Origin of the sequence: Streptomyces naganishii JCM 4654, assembly GCF_014650575.1 — a bacterium.
GTDB classification, from domain to species: domain Bacteria; phylum Actinomycetota; class Actinomycetes; order Streptomycetales; family Streptomycetaceae; genus Streptomyces; species Streptomyces naganishii.
Genome location: NZ_BMVF01000003.1, coordinates 495383 through 513810, shown reverse-complemented (window position 1 = coordinate 513810; position 18428 = coordinate 495383). Strand labels below are relative to the sequence as shown.

At 73.4% G+C, this 18428-nt stretch carries 20 protein-coding genes; 12 read left to right on the top strand and 8 right to left on the bottom strand.

The features are described from left to right. The first annotated feature begins 14 nt into the window (after window positions 1–14). The 5 genes from fabG to IE217_RS07715 all read left to right on the top strand — a co-directional run bounded on the left by fabG (window position 15) and on the right by IE217_RS07715 (window position 4747). Window positions 15–776, top strand: coding sequence for a 3-oxoacyl-ACP reductase FabG (gene fabG, locus IE217_RS07735; protein ID WP_190176968.1), 762 nt, complete (start codon window positions 15–17; stop codon window positions 774–776). 12 nt (window positions 777–788) lie between these two features. Next, window positions 789–1556 carry an SDR family oxidoreductase gene (locus IE217_RS07730; RefSeq protein WP_190176967.1) on the top strand — a complete coding sequence of 256 codons (768 nt, stop codon included), beginning with the start codon at window positions 789–791 and terminating at the stop codon, window positions 1554–1556. Between the two features lie 233 nt (window positions 1557–1789). Then, window positions 1790–3367 carry an ABC transporter substrate-binding protein gene (locus IE217_RS07725; RefSeq protein ID WP_190176966.1) on the top strand — a complete coding sequence of 526 codons (1578 nt, stop codon included), beginning with the start codon at window positions 1790–1792 and terminating at the stop codon, window positions 3365–3367. A 90-nt stretch (window positions 3368–3457) separates the two neighbouring features. Next, window positions 3458–4141, top strand: coding sequence for a uracil-DNA glycosylase (gene ung / locus IE217_RS07720; protein WP_190176965.1), 684 nt, complete (start codon window positions 3458–3460; stop codon window positions 4139–4141). Window positions 4142–4228: 87 nt separating this feature from the next. Next, window positions 4229–4747 carry a hypothetical protein gene (locus IE217_RS07715; RefSeq protein ID WP_190177034.1) on the top strand — a complete coding sequence of 173 codons (519 nt, stop codon included), beginning with the start codon at window positions 4229–4231 and terminating at the stop codon, window positions 4745–4747. A gap of 411 nt (window positions 4748–5158) precedes the next feature. Here the strand turns inward: IE217_RS07715 and IE217_RS07710 are convergent, their stop codons facing one another. The 3 genes from IE217_RS07710 to IE217_RS07700 form a co-directional block, all read right to left on the bottom strand. Continuing rightward, a complete protein-coding gene (locus IE217_RS07710; protein ID WP_190176964.1) occupies window positions 5159–5605 on the bottom strand; it encodes a hypothetical protein in 447 nt (148 codons plus the stop codon). Between the two features lie 131 nt (window positions 5606–5736). Then, entirely contained in the window at window positions 5737–6249 is a 513-nt protein-coding gene (locus IE217_RS07705) for a DinB family protein (protein ID WP_190176963.1), read from the bottom strand. A 28-nt stretch (window positions 6250–6277) separates the two neighbouring features. Beyond that, window positions 6278–6886 (bottom strand): TetR/AcrR family transcriptional regulator, encoded by a 609-nt coding sequence (locus IE217_RS07700; RefSeq protein ID WP_190176962.1) that lies wholly within the window; start codon window positions 6884–6886, stop codon window positions 6278–6280. 116 nt (window positions 6887–7002) lie between these two features. Between IE217_RS07700 and IE217_RS07695 the strand changes: the two genes are divergently transcribed. After that, the gene (locus IE217_RS07695; protein WP_190176961.1) at window positions 7003–8190 is read left to right on the top strand and encodes an FAD-dependent monooxygenase; all 1188 of its coding nucleotides are present in this window, start codon (window positions 7003–7005) and stop codon (window positions 8188–8190) included. A gap of 10 nt (window positions 8191–8200) precedes the next feature. Beyond that, window positions 8201–9112: a Gfo/Idh/MocA family protein gene (locus tag IE217_RS07690; RefSeq protein ID WP_190176960.1), complete on the top strand. Its 912-nt coding sequence runs from the start codon at window positions 8201–8203 to the stop codon at window positions 9110–9112. Here the strand turns inward: IE217_RS07690 and lnt are convergent. Both lnt and IE217_RS07680 read right to left on the bottom strand, forming a co-directional pair. Then, the gene (gene lnt / locus IE217_RS07685) at window positions 9030–10604 is read right to left on the bottom strand and encodes an apolipoprotein N-acyltransferase (protein WP_190176959.1); all 1575 of its coding nucleotides are present in this window, start codon (window positions 10602–10604) and stop codon (window positions 9030–9032) included. The genes IE217_RS07690 and lnt overlap by 83 nt on opposite strands. 93 nt (window positions 10605–10697) lie before the next feature. Next, on the bottom strand, window positions 10698–11192 hold the full coding sequence (locus IE217_RS07680) for a nuclear transport factor 2 family protein (RefSeq protein ID WP_190176958.1): 495 nt from the start codon (window positions 11190–11192) through the stop codon (window positions 10698–10700). Between the two features lie 194 nt (window positions 11193–11386). Between IE217_RS07680 and IE217_RS07675 the strand changes: the two genes are divergently transcribed. Beyond that, window positions 11387–12127, top strand: coding sequence for an SDR family NAD(P)-dependent oxidoreductase (locus IE217_RS07675; protein ID WP_190176957.1), 741 nt, complete (start codon window positions 11387–11389; stop codon window positions 12125–12127). Between the two features lie 57 nt (window positions 12128–12184). Here the strand turns inward: IE217_RS07675 and IE217_RS07670 are convergent, their stop codons facing one another. Both IE217_RS07670 and IE217_RS07665 read right to left on the bottom strand, forming a co-directional pair. Next, window positions 12185–12364: a hypothetical protein gene (locus IE217_RS07670; RefSeq protein ID WP_190176956.1), complete on the bottom strand. Its 180-nt coding sequence runs from the start codon at window positions 12362–12364 to the stop codon at window positions 12185–12187. Between the two features lie 137 nt (window positions 12365–12501). Beyond that, window positions 12502–12972, bottom strand: coding sequence for a winged helix-turn-helix transcriptional regulator (locus IE217_RS07665; protein ID WP_190176955.1), 471 nt, complete (start codon window positions 12970–12972; stop codon window positions 12502–12504). Window positions 12973–13110: 138 nt separating this feature from the next. Here IE217_RS07665 and IE217_RS07660 point away from each other — a divergent pair, with 138 nt between their 5' ends. Beyond that, the gene (locus IE217_RS07660) at window positions 13111–14280 is read left to right on the top strand and encodes a thiolase family protein (RefSeq protein WP_190176954.1); all 1170 of its coding nucleotides are present in this window, start codon (window positions 13111–13113) and stop codon (window positions 14278–14280) included. A 77-nt stretch (window positions 14281–14357) separates the two neighbouring features. Here IE217_RS07660 and IE217_RS07655 read toward each other — a convergent pair whose 3' ends face one another. Further along, window positions 14358–15143 (bottom strand): TVP38/TMEM64 family protein, encoded by a 786-nt coding sequence (locus IE217_RS07655; RefSeq protein ID WP_190176953.1) that lies wholly within the window; start codon window positions 15141–15143, stop codon window positions 14358–14360. 49 nt (window positions 15144–15192) lie between these two features. Here IE217_RS07655 and IE217_RS07650 point away from each other — a divergent pair, with 49 nt between their 5' ends. The 3 genes from IE217_RS07650 (at window position 15193) to IE217_RS07640 (ending at window position 18412) form a co-directional block, all read left to right on the top strand. Continuing rightward, a complete protein-coding gene (locus IE217_RS07650) occupies window positions 15193–15915 on the top strand; it encodes a DNA alkylation repair protein (RefSeq protein WP_190176952.1) in 723 nt (240 codons plus the stop codon). Window positions 15916–16191: 276 nt separating this feature from the next. Beyond that, complete coding sequence (tuf, locus tag IE217_RS07645; protein WP_190176951.1) at window positions 16192–17361, top strand: elongation factor Tu; 1170 nt, start codon at window positions 16192–16194, stop codon at window positions 17359–17361. A 205-nt stretch (window positions 17362–17566) separates the two neighbouring features. After that, a complete protein-coding gene (locus IE217_RS07640) occupies window positions 17567–18412 on the top strand; it encodes a spermidine synthase (protein ID WP_190176950.1) in 846 nt (281 codons plus the stop codon). Window positions 18413–18428: the final 16 nt, after the last annotated feature.

The window sequence follows — 18428 nt, the reverse complement described above, 5'->3', positions numbered from 1 at the left end:
GAGGAGAAGCAGCAATGTCCACCACTGAGCAGCGGGTAGCGGTCGTCACCGGCGCCGCGCGCGGGATCGGCGCCGCCACCGCCGTACGACTGGCCGCCGAGGGCCGCGCGGTCGCCGTCATCGACCTCGACGAGGCCGCCTGCAAGGACACCGTGGAGAAGATCACCGCGGCGGGCGGCCGGGCCATCGCGGTCGGCGCAGACGTCTCCGACGAGGCCCAGGTGGAGGCGGCCGTCGCCCGCATCGCCGAGGAGCTCGGCGCGCCCACCATCCTCGTCAACAACGCGGGCGTGCTGCGCGACAACCTGCTGTTCAAGATGAGCGTCTCCGACTGGGACACCGTCATGAACGTGCACCTGCGCGGCTCCTTCCTGATGACCCGGGCCTGCCAGAAGCACATGGTCGACGCGGGCTTCGGCCGGGTCGTCAACCTCTCCTCGTCCTCCGCCCTCGGCAACCGCGGCCAGGTCAACTACTCGGCCGCGAAGGCGGGTCTGCAGGGCTTCACCAAGACCCTGGCCAAGGAGCTCGGCAAGTTCGGCATCACCGCCAACTCCGTCGCGCCCGGCTTCATCGCCACCGAGATGACCAAGGCCACCGCCGACCGCGTCGGCATGGACTTCGAGGACTTCAAGGCGGCCGCCGCCACCCAGATCCCGGTGCAGCGCGTCGGCGAGCCGGAGGACATCGCCAACGCCGTCGCCTTCTTCACCGGCGACGCGGCCGGCTTCGTCTCCGGCCAGGTGCTGTACGTCGCCGGCGGACCGCTCAACTAAGGGATCACGCACATGACTTCCGTGGAACACTCCGAACTCTCGGGCAGGGTCGCCCTCGTCACCGGCGCGAGCCGGGGCATCGGCTACGGCGTCGCCGAGGCGCTGGTCGCCCGCGGCGACCGGGTGTGCATCACCGGCCGCAACGAGGACGCGCTCAAGGAGGCCGTCGACAGGCTCGGCCCCGACCGGGTCATCGGCATCGCGGGCAAGGCCCACGACGAGGCCCACCAGGCCGAGGCCGTCGAGCGCGTGATGGCCGCCTTCGGCCGCGTCGACTTCCTGGTCAACAACGCCGGTACGAACCCGGTGTTCGGCCCGATGGCCGACCTCGACCTGAACGTGGCGCGCAAGGTCTTCGAGACCAACGTCATCTCCGCGCTCGGCTTCGCCCAGCGCACCTGGCACGCCTGGCAGAAGGACAACGGCGGCGCGATCGTCAACATCGCCTCCATCGCGGGACTCGCGCCCTCGCCGTTCATCGGCGCGTACGGCGTCAGCAAGGCCGCGATGATCAACCTCACCCAGCAGCTCGCGCACGAGTTCGCGCCCCGGGTGCGGGTCAACGCGATCGCGCCCGCGGTGGTGAAGACCAAGTTCGCCCAGGCGCTCTACGAGGGCCGAGAGGAGGAGGCCGCCTCCTCCTACCCGCTCGGCCGGCTCGGCGTTCCGTCGGACATCGGCGGCGCGGCGGCGTTCCTCACCTCCGAGCAGTCCGACTGGGTCACCGGTCAGACGCTCGTCGTCGACGGCGGCATCTTCCTGAACGCGGGGGTGGGCTGACGAATCCGGAGCACGGGACGACCGGATGACCGGGGGCTGTTTCCGTTCGCGCACGATTTCCCGCGCGCTCTTGACGGAAACGGCCCCCGCGTCGACCCGGATCCCTTGCCGGGAGCCGATGACAACGTAGTCAATCACGCGCTGATCAAGACCCTGTTCGGAGCGGGTTCACCTGGCGGAGTGCTGCGGTATGGTCTGCCGACCCTTGGTACGGCGGATCGAGGAGCGTGCGCGTGTTCAACCGGAAACGGTGCCTGCGGCCAGTGGTGGCCGTGGCGTCCATATCCCTGGTCGCCGGGTGCAGCGTCCTTTCCGACGGCAACTCGGCGGACAAGGGGCCGATCATCGTGGGCACGACCAGCGCCCCGAGCACACTGGATCCGGCGGCCTCCTGGGACCAGTCCTGGGAACTTTTCCGCAACATTTACCAGACGCTGCTCAACTACCCCGTGGGTGCCACGGCTCCGCAGCCCGACGCGGCCAAGAGCTGCCGCTTCACGGACAGCTCGAACACCGTCTACAGCTGCGAGCTGCGCGCGGGCCTGACCTTCTCCAACGGGCACAAGCTGGACGCGCGGGCGGTCAAGTACTCGATCGACCGGATCAGGAAGATCGACGTCAACGGCGGCCCGGCCGGACTGCTCGACAGCCTCGACAGCGTCCAGGCGGTGGGCGACCGGCAGGTCGTCTTCCACCTCAACAAGCCGGACGCCACCTTCCCGTTCGTCCTCGCCACACCCGGCATGTCGATCGTGGACCCCGAGGAGTACTCCGACAAGGCCGTGCGCAAGGGCGACACCATCGCCGGGTCCGGGCCGTACGACCTGCAGAACTACCAGCCCGGCAAGCAGGCCGTGCTGGTGGCGAACAAGCGCTACAAGGGCTTCGCCGACCGCAGAAACGATGCGGTGACCATCCGGTACTTCCAGGACTCGCAGGCGCTCGCCGCCGACCTGCGGGACAAGAAGCTGGACCTCACCTTCCGCGGCCTCGCCGCCGACGACGTCATCTCCTTCCAGCGCAACGACTCCAAGGACATGGACGTCACCGAGGGCGCGAGCAACGAGATCGAGTACCTCGTCTTCAACCCGAAGGATCCCTGGGCCGGCAAGCTCGCCGTGCGCAAGGCCGTCGCCCAGCTCATCAACCGCAGCGCGATCGCCCACGACGTCTACAAGGACACCGTCGAACCGCTGTACTCCATGGTCCCGGCCGGACTGACCGGGCACAACACCGCCTACTTCGACGACTTCGGCGACCCCAGCGCCGCCAAGGCCCGCAGGTTCCTCACCGACGCCGGCATCACCCAGAAGGTGCCGCTCGCCCTGTGGTACACCACCGACCGCTACGGCTCGGCGACGGCCAAGGAGTTCCAGGAGATCAAGCGGCAGCTGGAGGCCTCCGGCCTGTTCACCATCACGCTGCACGGCCGCCCCTGGAACACCTACGTCGAGGGCTACGAGAAGGGCGAGTACCCGGTGTTCGGGCGCGGCTGGTCCCCCGACTTCCCCGACCCCGACAACTTCGTCGCGCCCTTCGTCGGCAAGCAGAACGCCCTGGGCACGCCCTACCCGGCGCCCGAGATCACGGACAAGCTGCTGCCCCAGTCCCGGCGCGAGAGCGACCGCGCCAACGTGGTGAAGGAGTTCGGGCAGGCGCAGCGGATACTGGCCGACGACGCGCGGCTGGTGCCGCTGTGGCAGAGCAAGCAGTACCTGGCATCGCGTGACGACATCTCCGGCGCGGAGCAGTCGCTGGACCCCTCGTCGATCATGATGATGTGGGAGCTGTACCGCAAGACCAGCTGGTAGGCGGTGCGTTCACGGCCGCGGGGACGCGTTGTCAGTGGTCGCCTGTAGGTTCTGGGCCTGGAAGTGACCGCACATCGTGAGGACGTTGACGTGACCGACATCGCCATGCTGCCCGAGTCCTGGCGCGGGGTTCTGGGTGACGAGCTTCAGCAGCCCTACTTCAAGGAGCTGACGGAGTTCGTCGAGAGCGAGCGGGCGAACGGCCCGGTGTACCCGCCGCGCGAGGAGGTCTTCGCGGCGCTGGATGCCACGCCGTACGACAAGGTCAAGGTCCTCATCCTGGGCCAGGACCCCTACCACGGCGAGGGCCAGGGCCACGGCCTGTGCTTCTCGGTCCGCCCCGGGGTGCGGATCCCGCCGTCGCTGCGCAACATCTACAAGGAGATGCACGCGGAGCTGGGCACGCCCGTCCCGGACAACGGCTATCTGATGCCGTGGGCCGAGCAGGGCGTGCTGCTGCTGAACGCGGTGCTGACCGTCCGCGGCGGCGAGGCCAACTCCCACAAGGGGCGCGGCTGGGAGAGGTTCACCGACGCGGTGATCCGTGCCGTGGCCGGCCGCCCGGACCCGGCGGTCTTCGTGCTGTGGGGCAACTACGCCCAGAAGAAGCTGCCCCTGATCGACGAGAGCCGTCACGTGGTGGTCAAGGGCGCGCACCCCTCCCCGCTGTCGGCGAAGAAGTTCTTCGGCTCCCGCCCGTTCACCCAGATCAACGAGGCCGTGGCCCGGCAGGGCCACGAGCCGATCGACTGGCGGATTCCCGACCTCGGCTGAGGACCCGCCTGCCGGTGATCGCCGCCCGCTGCGGTTAGCGTCGAAGGCGCCGGCCGGGACCGGCGGGCACAGGGCTCTGGAGGTGCGCTGGTGGAGCGGCAGGAGCAGGCGGCGTCGGACGCCGTGATGACACGGATCGGGCAGAGCGTGATGCTGCATCACGCCGGGGACCGGGAGGAGGCCCGGGGGCGCCTGCTCGACCTGTGGGCCGAGATCGGCGAGGACGGCGATCCGCTGCACCGCTGCACGCTCGCCCACTACATGGCCGACACCCAGGACGACCCCGCGGACGAACTGGCCTGGGACCTGCGGGCGCTGTCGGCCGCCGAGGAACTCACCGCGGGCCGGCCCGTCGGCGACGAGGACGCGCCGGCGGCCCGGGCCCTTTACCCGTCGCTCCACCTGAACCTCGCCGCCGACTACGCGAAACTCGGTCAGCGGGAAGCGGCGCGCGCCCACCTGGGACGCGCCCGCACCGCGGCCGCCGCCCTCGACAGCGACACCTACGGCGAGGGCGTCCGCGCGGCGATCCACCGTCTGGAGACCCGCCTGCGGGAGAGCGACCCGGGCGACCCGCGGGGCGGCCCGCCACGCCAGCGCTCGTGATCGGCCCGCGGCCGGCGGCGCCCTGTCGTCGGCCGCGGGCCGCGGGGGCCCGGCCGGGGCCGACAGCTCGGCCGGGCTGCCGGGTGAGGCGCCGCGCTGCCGGGTGAGGCGCCGCGCGGCCGGCGGGGTGGGCCGCTGGGGGAGCGCGCGTGGCCGTCGCCCGCCGAACGCGCGCGTTCACCGGCGCCGGCACACGTGCGTGGCGTGCGTTGGGGCCGGCGGCGGCTCTCGCGATGACGTGCCGGGCGGGGCACGGGAGCGCCGACACCGGTCCACGCGCGTGGCGTGCGGGCGGTGCGTTCCCGCTCGCGTCGCCCGGAGGCCCCGTTCACCGCGGTCCTGGGCGGCCGGGCGGCGGATGGTGCGCGCCCGGCGCGCCGGCCGTGCCGTGGCTGCCGGGGTTCGCGCGGGTCAGTGGCCGTACGCCTTGTCGCAGATATCGGACTCCGGGCTGTTGGGCTGCCAGCCGCCGTATGTTCTGCCCAGGGCGCAGATGTCGGGGTTGCCCGGCATGGTGCGGGCGGGGCCGGGGACCTCGGCGTGCGGGGCCGGGAGGCGGCGGTGGTGCCCCGGCAGAGGGTGCGGTACGCGGCGGGGATCCTCGGGTGCGGCCGAGGAGGGCGGCGGCGCGGACCGCGTGGTGGGCCTCGGGGTGCGGGAGGGGCCGCTCAGTTCCAGGGCCTCGCGGGCGGGGGCCTGGACGACGTGCGGCGCGACACTGCCGTCCGGGCGCGGGCCCGGGGGGCGGGCGGGTGCCGCCGGGGCCGGGGCGGGCGGGCGGTGGACCGTGACACAGCCGGTGAGGGCCGCGACGGCCACGGTGATCAGGAGCGTTGCGGTGGTCGTCGTTCGATGCACCCGGGCAACTCTGCTGGTTCCGCCGGGGCGCCGTACCCGCGTGAGGGCGCGCAATGCTCCGCACGGGTGATCTTGTTGCCCGTAGGGAGTGCCCGCGCCGTCCCCGGGTGACGCCCGCCCCGGCGGCCGCCTCAGTCGCCGGTCGCGCCGTCGATCCGCTCCCGCAGCAGGTCGGCGTGGCCGTTGTGGCGGGCGTACTCCTCGATCATGTGGGTGTAGATCCACCGCAGGTTGAACGGAGCCTCGGAGAACCTGCTCCTGCCCTTGGACAGGTCGTCGAGGCCGAAGTCCGCGGCGTTGCGGCGCGCGACGGCGATCTCGGCCTGCCAGGTGGCGTAGGCCTCGGCCCAGGTGTCCGCCTCGGTGGTGTGGAAGTCGCTGTCCTCGTCGTGCTCGCTGTCGTAGATGTGCCCGGGGTCGTCGCCGACCAGGACCTTGCGGAACCAGTTGCGCTCCACCTCGGCCATGTGCCGTACGAGCCCCAGCAGGGACAGCTCGGACGGCTCCGCGGCCGTGGCCCGGAGCTGCTCGTCGGTCAGGCCCTCGCACTTCCAGGCCAGCGTCTGCCGGTGGTAGTCGAGCCAGCCCTCCAGCATGGTGCGTTCGTCGGCGTTCTGCGCGGGTTCTCTGCGTTCGGTCGTCATTCCCCGATCCTGTCCCACCCCCGAGGCGTCACGCCACGCCTTTTCCGTCGCCCAGCATCCCCGACAGCAACTCGCCCAGCCCGGACCGCACTTGGTCGAGGTCGGGAACCTGCGCGTGGTACGTGCCCGCCACGCAGGAGTACATCAGCCCGTCCGCCCACGCCACCAGGGACAGCACGTGCCGGTCGGGGTCGGTGGAGCCCAACGCCGAGACCAGCACGGAGAGTTGCTCACGGAAGCGGGCGCCCGCCGCGTCGAAGTGGGCCCGCAGCTCCGGCCGCCGGGTCGCCTCCAGAGCCAACTCGTAGCGCGCCAGGGTGAGTTCACGGTTGCGGGTCAGCGCGCGGTGCGTGGCGAGGGCCAGCGCGTCCACCAGTGATTCCGGGCCGCCGGTGCGCGGGTCGGGCATCTCGTGCAGCGCCAGCACCCGCGCCTCCCGGTCCGCCAGGCGCCGTACGGCCAGCTCCAGCAGGGCCTGCCGGGTGCGCACCACGTTCGACGTCGAGCCCTGCGGGAGCCCCGCCGCCTCGTCCACCGCCCGGTGCGTCAGGCCCCGCATCCCGCGCTCGGCGAGCAGGGTGAGCGCGGTGTCGGCCACGAGTTCGGCGCGCGAGGCGCTCGGCTGAGGTGCGGGCATGGAGGTCAACCTACCCGGACGGCCAGGTCCCGGTGGGTCTGGCACTACAGCCGTAGTATGGTCGGGCGCGCACCTCACTACAGGTGTAGTCTCGAAGTCGGAGTCCAGGAGGAGTCATGGCCCGTCAGTCACGCGCCGTCGTCGTCGGCGGCGGCATCGGAGGCCTCACCGCCGCCGCGGCCCTGCACCAATCCGGCCGCGAGGTCACCGTGCTGGAGCGGGCCCCCTCCCTGGAACCGGTCGGCGCCGCCATCTCGCTCTCCCCGAACGCCCTGAGGGCCCTGGACGTCCTCGGCATCGGCGACGAGATCCGCGACCTCGCCGCGTGGCAGGGCGACGGCGGACTGCGCACCCCCGGCGGCCGCTGGCTCACCCGGACCAGTGCCGCCGCGGCCGCCGAACGCTTCGGCGGGCCCCTCGTCCTGCTGCACCGCGCCACCCTGATCGACCGCCTGGCCGCGCTCCTCCCGCCCGGCACCGTCCGCACCGGCGCGGCCGCCGCGCTCGCCGACCCCGGCGACGCCCACCGTCCGGCCCGCGTGAGAACGGACGACGGCGAGTGGGAGTCCGGCCTGGTGGTCGCGGCGGACGGCATCCACTCCGCCGTACGCACGGCGCTGTTCCCCGGTCACCCCGGCGCCGTCTACGCCGGATTCACCACCTGGCGGATGGTCGTCCCCGTCCCCGGCACGCGGTTCGCCTCGCACGAGACGTGGGGCGCGGACCGCCTGTGGGGCACGCACCCGCTCAAGGAAGGCCGGGTCTACGCCTACGCCGCCGCCCTCACGCCCGCCGGCGGACACGCGGCCGACGACGAACACGCCGAACTCCTGCGCCGCTTCGGCCACTGGCACGACCCGATCCCCGCCGTCCTCGCCGCCACCGGCCCCGAGGACGTGCTGCGCCACGACGTCCACCACCTCGCCCGCCCGCTGCCCGCCCTCCACCGCGGCCGGGTCGCGCTCCTCGGTGACGCCGCCCACGCCATGCCGCCCACCCTGGGCCAGGGCGGCAACCAGGCCGTCGAGGACGCCGTCGTCCTCGCCCACCACGCCGGCGACCTGCCCGCCTACACCGCCGCCCGCCTGCCCCGCACCACCGCGATCGCCCGCCGGGCCGTGCGCTCGGCGCGCGTCGCCATGCCGGGCAACCGGGCCGCCGTCACCGTGCGGGATCTCGCCGTCGCCGCGCTGTCCAGGACCGCCCCCGCGCTCCTCCTGCGCGGCTTCGACGACATCGCCGACTGGCGGCCCCCGCAGCCGCCGTATGCTGCCGTGCGGGCGGGGGACACGGAACAGCGGTGAGGGAGTGCACGTGAAGGTCGGCTGCATCGGACTGGGCGACATCGCGCAGAAGGCGTACCTGCCGGTGCTCGGCACACAGCCCGGCGTCGACCTGCATCTGCAGACCCGCACGCCCGCCACCCTGGAACGCGTCGCCGACAGCCTGCACCTGCCGCAGGACCGGCGCCACACCACCCTGGACGGACTCCTCGCCCAGGACCTCGACGCCGCCTTCGTGCACGCACCCACCGCCGCCCACCCGGAGATCGTCACCCGGCTGCTGGAGGCCGGCGTGCCCACGTACGTGGACAAGCCGCTCGCCTACCGGCTCGCCGACTCCGCCCGCCTGGTGGAACTCGCCGAGGAGCGCGGGGTCACGCTGATGGTCGGCTTCAACCGGCGTCACGCGCCCGGGTACGTGCAGTGCGCCGACCACCCGCGCGAGCTGATCCTCATGCAGAAGAACCGCGCCGGGCTGCCCGAGGAACCCCGCACGATGATCCTCGACGACTTCATCCACGTCGTGGACACACTGCGGTTCCTGGTGCCCGGCCCGGTCGACGACGTCACCGTGCGCGCGCGTGTGCGGGACGGGCTGCTGCACCACGTCGTGCTCCAGCTCGCCGGGGACGGGTTCACCGCGCTCGGCGTGATGAACCGGCTCAGCGGCTCGGCCGAGGAGATCCTCGAGGTCTCCGGGCAGGACACCAAGCGCCAGGTCGTCAACCTCGCCGAGACCATCGACCACAAGGGCCAGCCGACCGTGCGCCGGCGCGGCGACTGGGTGCCGGTCGCCCGGCAGCGCGGCATCGAACAGGCCGTGCTGGCCTTCCTCGACGCCGTGCGCGCCGGGAAGGTCCTCAGTGCCCGTGACGCGCTGGAGACCCATGAACTGTGCGAGCGGGTGGTGCGCTCGGTTCTGGAGCACGCCCGCGCAGCCTGACCGCCCGCACGCCCTCCACCGCGCACAGGACCGCGAGGACCAGCAGCGCGCCGTTCGCCGGCCAGTCGCCGAAGCGGACGTACGGCGTGAGGCCGTGCGAGGTCGGCACCTCGTACACCCGCGCGGTGCTCGCGTCCGTGCCGAGCCACGAGCCGATGCGCTGCCCGGCCGGCCCGTACACGGCGGATACGCCGGTCAGCGTGGCGTGCACCATGGGCCGCCCGGTCTCGGCGGCGCGCAGCGCGGCCAGCGAGGCGTGCTGCTCGGGGGCCCAGCTCTGCTGGAAGGTCGACGTCGAGGACTGGGCGAGCAGCACGCCCGCGCCGTCCTGCGCGAGGTGCCGGCTCATGTCCGGGAACGCCGTCTCGAAGCAGACCATCGGGCCGATCCGCAGCCCGTGCCCGACGTTCATCACCACCTGCTCCGTGCCCCGCCGCCGGTCCTCGCCCGCGGCCTTGCCCACCGAGGTCGCCCAGCCGAGCAGGGAGCGCGCCGGGATGTACTCGCCGAAGGGAACCAGCCGCATCTTGTCGTAGCGGTCGCCGGTCGGGCCACCGGGGCCGATGAGCACCGAACTCTTGTAGATGCCGGGCCGGTCGGACCGGCGCGCGTCCACGTTGACCAGGACGTCGGCGCCCAGGGCACGCGAGAGGGCCGCGACCCTCCGCGCCAGGTCCGGCCGGTCCTTCAGGTCGAAGCCCACGCTGGACTCGCCCCAGACCACCAAGTCCAGGCGCTGTCCCACCAGGCGGCGGGTCAGCCGCTCCTCGAGGTCGAAGCGGCGCTGCCCGCTGTCCGCCCCGGCGACGATCCCCGGCTGCACGACGGCGATGCGGACGTGTCCGTCCACGGCGGGACGCGGCGCCCAGACCCAGGCCGCGGACGTCGCCACGGCCGTCGCGAGCAGGCCGGCCACCGCGGGTATCCGGCAGCCGCGCACCGCGACCAGCAGGGCGACCGCCACGTTGACGGCCACCACCAGGAAGCTCAGCAGCCACACCCCGCCGACCGAGGCCAGCCGCAGGGCCGGCGCCACCTGCCACTGGCTGGCGCCCAGCATGCCCCAGGGGCCGCCCAGCCCCTGCCAGGAGCGGACCAGCTCCACCGCCAGCCAGCCCGAGGGCAGCACGACGAGCGCGACCACGCCCCGGCCCGCCGAGGGCACTTCGCCCAGGAACCGCCGCACCAGCCATCCCCACGGCGCCCACAGCAGGCCGAGCAGCGCGGCGATGACGACCGTGAACACGTGCAGGCTCGGCAGCAGCCAGTGGTGCACGGCCAGCATGAAACCCAGTCCGCCGTACCAGCCGTCGTACGCGGCCCGCCGCCCGGACGGGGCGGAGCGGGCCAGCAGCAGCCACGGCACGAGCGCCACGTAGGCGAACCACCACAGGGAGGGCGCGGGGAAGGCGAGCATCGGCAGGGCGCCGGCGAGCGCGGCGAGCACCGAGCGGCGCCATGGAGAGGCGAGCCACCGACCGAACGTGTTCATAGGCCGCCCTCCTACCCGTGGATGGCTCCGGCTACCCGCGGCTCACTCCAGTCTGCGCGCCGCCGGGGATCATGCCCAGAGGGCCTTCCGGCCTCAACGCGGCGCCGGCCGGGCGGTCTCCCGGGGGAGGGAGCGCCACTTCTCGGTCACGGTCACCTCGCGCAGGCGCCAGCCCTCGTCCGTGCGGGACAGCGCGAAGGCGTAGCGGCCGCCGCACACGAAGTCGGGCGCGGCCGCCCCGTCACCGCCGTCGTCCTCGCGGGCCAGCCGCATGGGGTTGACGTAGTCGGCCCGCATCCGGGCGGTGTCGCCGGTGTCCTGCCGCAGCTCCCCGAACGTCAGCCGCCGGTTGACGATCAGATGCTGCCGCACGGGGAACAGCCGCATCGTCCCGGCCAGCCATCCCGCGACGTGCCCGGCGTCGCCCTCGATGCCGCCCGCCGAGCGGTAGTCGGCTCGCCCGTCGGGCGTGAACAGCCCCCGGTACGCCGCCCAGTCGCCGTCGTCCACCGCCACGGCGTACGCGGTGATCAGGTCGTCCAGGGCCAGCCGGTCCAGCACGGTCGCGAGCTCGGTCCGCTGTGTCATCGGCACAGTGTCGACGAGTCGGCGTGCGGAGCCAAGAGGCGTGCGCTGGGCCGGACGGGTGATGCGGGTCGCGGGGGCCCCGCTTCCCCGGCCCGACCGGCCCGCACCGGGCCTCGCCGACGAGGTGCGGGGAACCGCCGCGGGCCTAGGATGATCACACGGGTGGACGGTCGGTCGGTGGAACGGAGGTCGTCATGAAGCGTCTCGTCACCGTCGTCACCGGCGGCGGCCGGGGCATCGGCGCCGCGATCTGCCGGCGGCTCGCGCACGACGGGCACGACGTGGTCGTGGGCTACGTCAACGACACCGCGGCCGCCGAGGCGGTGGCCGACGAGGTGCTGGAAGCCGGCGCGCGCGGCGTCACCGTACGGCTGGACACGTCCGTGGAGGCCGACGTGGAGCGGCTGTTCGCCACGGCCGAGGAGCGGCTCGGACCGGTCACGGGCCTGGTGAACAACGCCGGGGTGAGCGGACCGCTGGGGCGCCTCGCCGACACGGACGCCGCCGACCTGCGGCGGGTCGTGGAGGTCAACCTCCTTGGCACGCTGCTGTGTTCGCGCCGCGCGGCCCAGCTCATGGTGCCCCGGCGCAACGGTGTGATCGTCAACGTGTCGTCCGCGGCCGCCACACTGGGCAGCCCGGGAGACTTCGTGCACTACGCCGCGACGAAGGCGGCCGTCGACACCCTCACCCTGGGGCTGGCCAAGGAACTGGGCCCGGACGGCATCCGCGTCAACGCGGTCGCTCCCGGCATGATCGACACCGACATGCACGCGGAGATGGGCGACCCGGACCGGGTGCGGCGCGCCGCCGAGACGATCCCGCTGCGCCGCCCGGGCACGGCCGAGGAGATCGCCGCAGCCGTGGCGTGGCTGATGTCGCCGGAGGCGTCGTACACGACGGGAGCGGTGCTGCGGGTGTCGGGCGGGCGCTGAGCGCCGGCTGCCCGCTCACGCGGCGGCGGTGGCGGTGGGCGGACCGGCCGCGCGGGCTCAGGCGGCTTCGATGACCTCGCCCCTGATGGCGGCGGCCCACTCGACCACCAGTAACTCGTACTCCGCGCGCTCCTGTGCGGTCAGGGAGCCGCCCGCGCGCATCCACAGGGCACGGATCCGGTCGTTCAGCTCGGAGGCGGAGCGCACGGAACCAAGGGCCACGGAATCGGGGGACATGGCCCAAGCCTAGGGGCAAGCACTGACACTGCGCTACCGGACGGCTACGGCGACGCGAACACGCCCGGCGCACGGGCGGCGCCTGCGCCGGGGACCGGCCGGAGTCCTCACGCCGCCCCGGGGACCGGCCGGAGCCCTCAGGCCGCCGCCGGTCCCGTCACCGTCCAGCCCGGCGCCTGCGGATGGGCCGTCAGGTCCTCGTGGCGGACCGGGCGGTCGCAGGCGGCGCAGGTGACGACCGGGACGAGTGCCTCGCCGCAGCTGTGCTCGATCACCATGGGGCGCTCACCCTCCCGGCGCAGATGGCGGTCGCCCCAGGCCATGAGGGTCATCAGCACCGGCTCGAGCTCGAGGCCGGCCCGCGTGGGCCGGTACTCGAAGCGCTGCGGGCGTTCGCTGTAGGCGCGCTTGGTGAGGATCCCGGCGTCGACGAGTCGCCGCAGCCGGGCGGCCAGGACGTCGCGCGGGGCGCCGGTGTTGCGCACCAGCTGGTCGAAGCGGCCGTTGCCCAGGCACACCTCCCGCAGGACGAGCAGGGAGTACTTCTCGCCGACGAGCGCGAGGGCGTCGGCGATGGAACAGGGACGCGGGTCCTTCGAGGCGGCCATGACGCCAGTCTACGAGCACTCCGCCGAGTGGGTTTGTTTTTCCAACTCACCCGGCTATGGTGGGTCCAGATTTCCTACTGACCGGTAATCGCCTGGGCGGGTCCGGTCGTCCGCCCAGCGGCCAAGGAGGCCCGCACCATGCGCGACGCAGTCATCGTCGAAGCCGTACGCACCCCGATGGGCAAGGGCAAGCCGAACGGCGCCCTGGCCCACGTGCACCCCGTCGAACTCCTCGCCCACACCCTGCGCTCGCTCGTCGAACGCTCCGGCGTCGACCCCGCGCTCGTCGACGACGTGATCGGAGGCACCGTCGACCAGGTCGGCGAGCAGGCCATGAACACCACCCGCTACGCCGTGCTGTCGGCGGGCTTCCCCGAGACGGTCCCGGCGACGACCGTGGACCGCCAGTGCGGCTCCTCGCAGCAGGCCGTGCACTTCGCGGCCCAGGGTGTGATGGCGGGGGCGTACGACGTCGTCGTCGCCTGCGGTGTGGAGTCCATGAGCCGGGTGCCGATGTGGTCCAACGTGCCCGAGGGGGCGGACCCCTTCGGGCCGGGCGTCGCCGCGCGCTTCCCCGAGGGCCTGGTCCCGCAGGGCATCAGTGCCGAACTCATCGCCGCCAAGTGGTCGCTGGGGCGCGAGCGGATGGACGCCTTCGCCGTCTCCTCGCACCACAAGGCGGCCGGGGCCTGGGCGGGCGGCCTGTTCGACGCCGAGGTCGCGCCCCTGGAGGGCGTCACCCGCGACGAGTGCGTACGGCCCGGCAGCACCACCGAGATCCTCGGTGGTCTCAAGCCCGCCTACCACGACCCGGTGTTCGCCGAGCGCTTCCCGCAGATCGAGTGGAACGTGACGGCGGGCAACGCGAGTCCGGTCAACGACGGCGCCTCCGCCGTGCTGATCACCTCCGGGGAGACCGCCGCGCGTCTCGGCCTGCGTCCGCTGGCCCGGCTGCACAGCTTCGCCGTCACCGGCTCCGACCCGCTGCTGATGCTCACCGGCGTGATCCCGGCCACCGAGAAGGTGCTGCGCAGGGCCGGTCTCGCCCTCGGTGACATCGACCTGTTCGAGGTCAACGAGGCGTTCTCCAGTGTGGTGCTGGCCTGGCAGCAGGAGACGGGCGCCGACCTCGCCAAGGTCAACGTGCACGGCGGTGCGATCGCCCTCGGGCACCCCCTCGGCGCGAGCGGCACCCGGCTGACGACCACCCTCGTGCACGCGATGCGCGAACGCGGCGCCCGCTACGGCCTCCAGACGATGTGCGAGGCGGGCGGCCTCGCCAACGCGATGATCCTGGAAGCGGTGTGACGGAAGCCGTATGACAAGAGGTCCGGCACACGAGGTCCGGCACACGAGGTCCGCCGGGGACGGACCCTGGCGGAGGGTCAACGCGGGCGCAGGTGGTGGCGTTTGCGCCAGGCCACCGCCGCGGCCGCCAGGGCCGGCACGGCGATGACGGCCATGGCGATCAGGAAGGCCGGCGAGGTCGGCGCGGAGGCGCGGGCGCCGGCGACCACGTAGGCGGCGGTGTTCGGGACGGAACCGAGCGCCGTCGCGGTCAGGAAGGCCGGCCAGCCCATCCGGGAGACCGCCGCGCAGTAGTTCGCGGCCCAGAACGGCACCCCGGGGAAGAGCCGGGTCAGCAGCATCGAACGGAACCCGTGCCGGCTCAGCTGCCCGTCCGCCGCCCTCAGCAGCCGCCCGCGCAGCAGCGGCCGCAGCGCGTCCTGGCCCAGCACCCGGCCCAGGCCGAAGGAGACCCCGGCGCCGAGCACCGTACCGGCGAGCGCGGACGCGAGCCCCAACTGCGAGCCGAACAGGGCGCCCGCGGCGAGGTTCAGCAGCGGACGCGGCACGAACGCCACCGTGCACAGGCCGTACGCCACCGCGAACACCGCGGCCGCGGCCGCGCCGCCGAGCTGGGGCGGCCAGCCCTGCGCCAGCAGTCTCTGCGGCTGGAACAGCAGCACCGACGAGCCGGCCCCGGCGAGCAGCACGAGGAGCAGGGACAGCCGGGACCAGGGGGAGAGCAGCACGCGTGAGCAGCGGGTGAGAACGCCCGCCGGCGCGGCGGACGCAGGGGACCCGGGGCGGGCGACGGCGAACTCGGCGGCTGCGGCCCGGGGAGAGGCCGTGGCGGTGCCCCCAGAGCGGGTGGTGGCATCGAGCATTCGGTGACACTAACCGACGGGTATGTGTGATCGCCGTATGGTTCGTCTCATGAGCGTCACAGGTGCGGCTGTCCCCGAAGCGCCGGCCGGCGGTCTCGCCGACACCGTGCTGGAGCGGCTCACCACCGCCTACGCCGGCGCGGCCGACCCCGAGCGGGCCGCTGCCATGCGGGCGTACATGAAGGACGTGGCCCCCTTCCTCGGGCTGACCACCCCCGTGCGCCGCGCCCTGTCCCGCACGGTCGTCGCCGGGCTGCCCCGCCCCGGCGAGGCCGACTGCACGGCCGTCGCCCTGCGCTGCTGGGAGCTGCCCGAGCGCGAGTACCACTACTTCGCCGTCGACTACCTGCGCCGGCACGTGGGCCGCTGCTCCTCCGGCCTCCTCCCCGTGACCCGCCACCTGATCTCCACCACCTCCTGGTGGGACACCGTGGACCTGCTCGCCGCGCACGTCGTCGGTCCCCTGGTCGCGGCCGATCCCGCGCTCACCGCCGAGATGGACGCCTGGATCGCCGACGACGACCCGTGGATCGCCCGCGCGGCCCTGCTGCACCAGCTCCGCTACAAGGAACGCACCGACACCGGGCGCCTGTTCGCCTACTGCGTGCGCCAGTCGGGGCACCCCGACTTCTTCGTCCGCAAGGCCATCGGCTGGTGCCTGCGCGAGTACGCCAGGACGGACCCCGACGCGGTAGGCGACTTCGTCGCGCGCGAGCGGGGACGCCTCGCGCCCCTGTCGGTGCGCGAGGCGCTGAAGAACATCGGTCCCTGACCCGCTGACCGCCCCTCACCACCCGCCCCGCCTGCCGGAAAACCGTTGGACGGCCGGTGGGGCGTCGGCGATGATCGGCGTCATGTTCCGGCACGCCTTCCTCCTCGCAGCATCCGCCGTCGCGGATGCGCCGAAGGCTGCCGTCGTGATCCTCCTGGCCGCAGTCGACGGCGCCCGAAGCTGACCCTCCCCGGATCGTCCGGCGGACCCCGCAGGGGGAGGGTCGGTGACTTCCCGGGGTCCGGCGCACACTTCACGAGGCTTCGAGGTACAGCCATGCCCAAGACGGCGTACGTACGCACCAAACCGCATCTGAACATCGGCACGATGGGCCATGTCGACCACGGCAAGACCACCCTGACCGCCGCCATCACCAAGGTCCTCGCCGAGCGCGGCACCGGCACCTTCGTGCCCTTCGACCGCATCGACCGGGCCCCCGAGGAGGCCGCGCGCGGCATCACCATCAACATCGCGCACGTCGAGTACGAGACCGACACCCGGCACTACGCGCACGTGGACATGCCGGGCCACGCCGACTACGTCAAGAACATGGTCACCGGGGCCGCGCAGCTGGACGGGGCGATCCTCGTCGTCTCCGCGCTCGACGGGATCATGCCGCAGACCGCCGAACACGTGCTGCTCGCCCGGCAGGTGGGCGTCGACCACATCGTGGTCGCGCTCAACAAGGCCGACGCGGGCGACGAGGAGCTCATCGACCTCGTCGAGCTCGAGGTCCGCGACCTGCTCACCCGCCAGGGCTACCCGGGCGACTCCGTGCCCGTCGTACGGGTCTCCGGACTGAGGGCGCTGGAGGGCGACCCGCGCTGGACGGCGTCGGTCGAGGCGCTGCTCGACGCGGTGGACACCTATGTGCCCATGCCCGAGCGGTACCTGGACGCGCCCTTCCTGCTGCCGGTGGAGAACGTGCTCACCATCACCGGGCGCGGGACCGTCGTCACGGGCGCGGTCGAGCGCGGCACCGTCCGGGTCGGCGACCGCGTGGAGGTGCTCGGCGCGGACGTGGAGACCGTGGTCACCGGCCTGGAGACCTTCGGCAAGCCCATGGAGGAGGCGCAGGCCGGGGACAACGTGGCGCTGCTGCTGCGCGGCGTCCCGCGCGACGCGGTCCGGCGCGGCCACGTCGTCGCCGCGCCGGGCAGCGTGCGGCCCCGCCGGCGCTTCACCGCGCGGGTGTACGTCCTCTCGGCGCGGGAGGGCGGTCGTACGACGCCGGTGTCCACCGGTTACCGGCCGCAGTTCTACATCCGCACCGCGGACGTCGTCGGCGACGTCGACCTCGGGCAGACGGCGGTCGCGCGGCCCGGCGACACGGTCACCATGACCGTGGAGCTGGGGCGCGAGGTGCCGCTGGAGACCGGGCTGGGCTTCGCCGTCCGCGAGGGCGGACGGACGGTCGGCGCGGGGACCGTGACCGCGGTGGAGTGAGAGCGCACGAGGCCGCCGGGACACGCGGGCGCGCGAGCCGGGCGCGCGGGCGCCGGGGGTGAAGGGACGGTGCGACCGGTCGTGGCCGGTCGCGCCGTCACGTCGGCGGGGCCGGTCGCGGCCGGTCCCGCGGTCACCCCGGCGGGGCCGGTCGTGGCCGGTCCCGCGGTCACCCCGGCGTGGGCCTGCCCGGCACAATGGACCCGTGACCGAGCCGATACCCGTGACCCGAGCCGTCGATCACGGGACCGCCAAGCTGATGCCCGACGTCGACCGCGCCCGGGCCTGGCTGCTGACGGTGGACGGAGCGCCGCAGTCGTACGTCGACCTGGACGAGCCCACCCACCTGGAGTTCGAGTACGCCCGCCGGCTCGGGCACGTGCTGGACACCGTCGCCGAACCGGGCAACCCGCTGGACGTGCTGCACCTCGGCGGCGGCGCGCTCACCCTGCCCCGCTACGTGGCCGCCACCCGGCCCGGTTCCCGGCAGCACGTCGTCGAGGCCGACCGCGGCCTGCTGGACCTGGTGGTCACGCATCTGCCGCTGCCCAAGGACGCGGGCATCGCGCTGCACACCGCCGACGCGCGCTCCTGGCTGGAAGCCGCCCCCGCCGGCTCGGCCGACGTGCTCATCGCCGACGTCTTCGGCGGCTCGCGCGTGCCCGCCCACCTCACGTCCCTCGCCTACGCCCGCGAGGCCCGGCGCGTGCTGCGACCCGGCGGCGTCTACCTCGCCAACCTCGCCGACGCCGCGCCGTTCGCCTTCCTGCGCTCCCAACTGGCGACCTTCGCCGCACTCTTCGAGGAACTCGCGCTGATCGCGGAACCGGCGGTGCTGCGGGGGCGCCGCTTCGGCAACGCGGTCCTCGTCGCCTCGCACGACCCCGTCGACACGGCCACGCTGGCACGCCTGACCGCGTCCGACGCCTTCCCCGCCCGCGTGGAACACGGGGCGGGGCTACGGCGGTTCACCGGGACCGCCGCTCCGGTGCGCGACGAGGACGCGGTGCCGTCCCCGCGGCCTCCCGAGGGGGCGTTCGGCATCGGCTGAGGCCGGCCGGTACGGT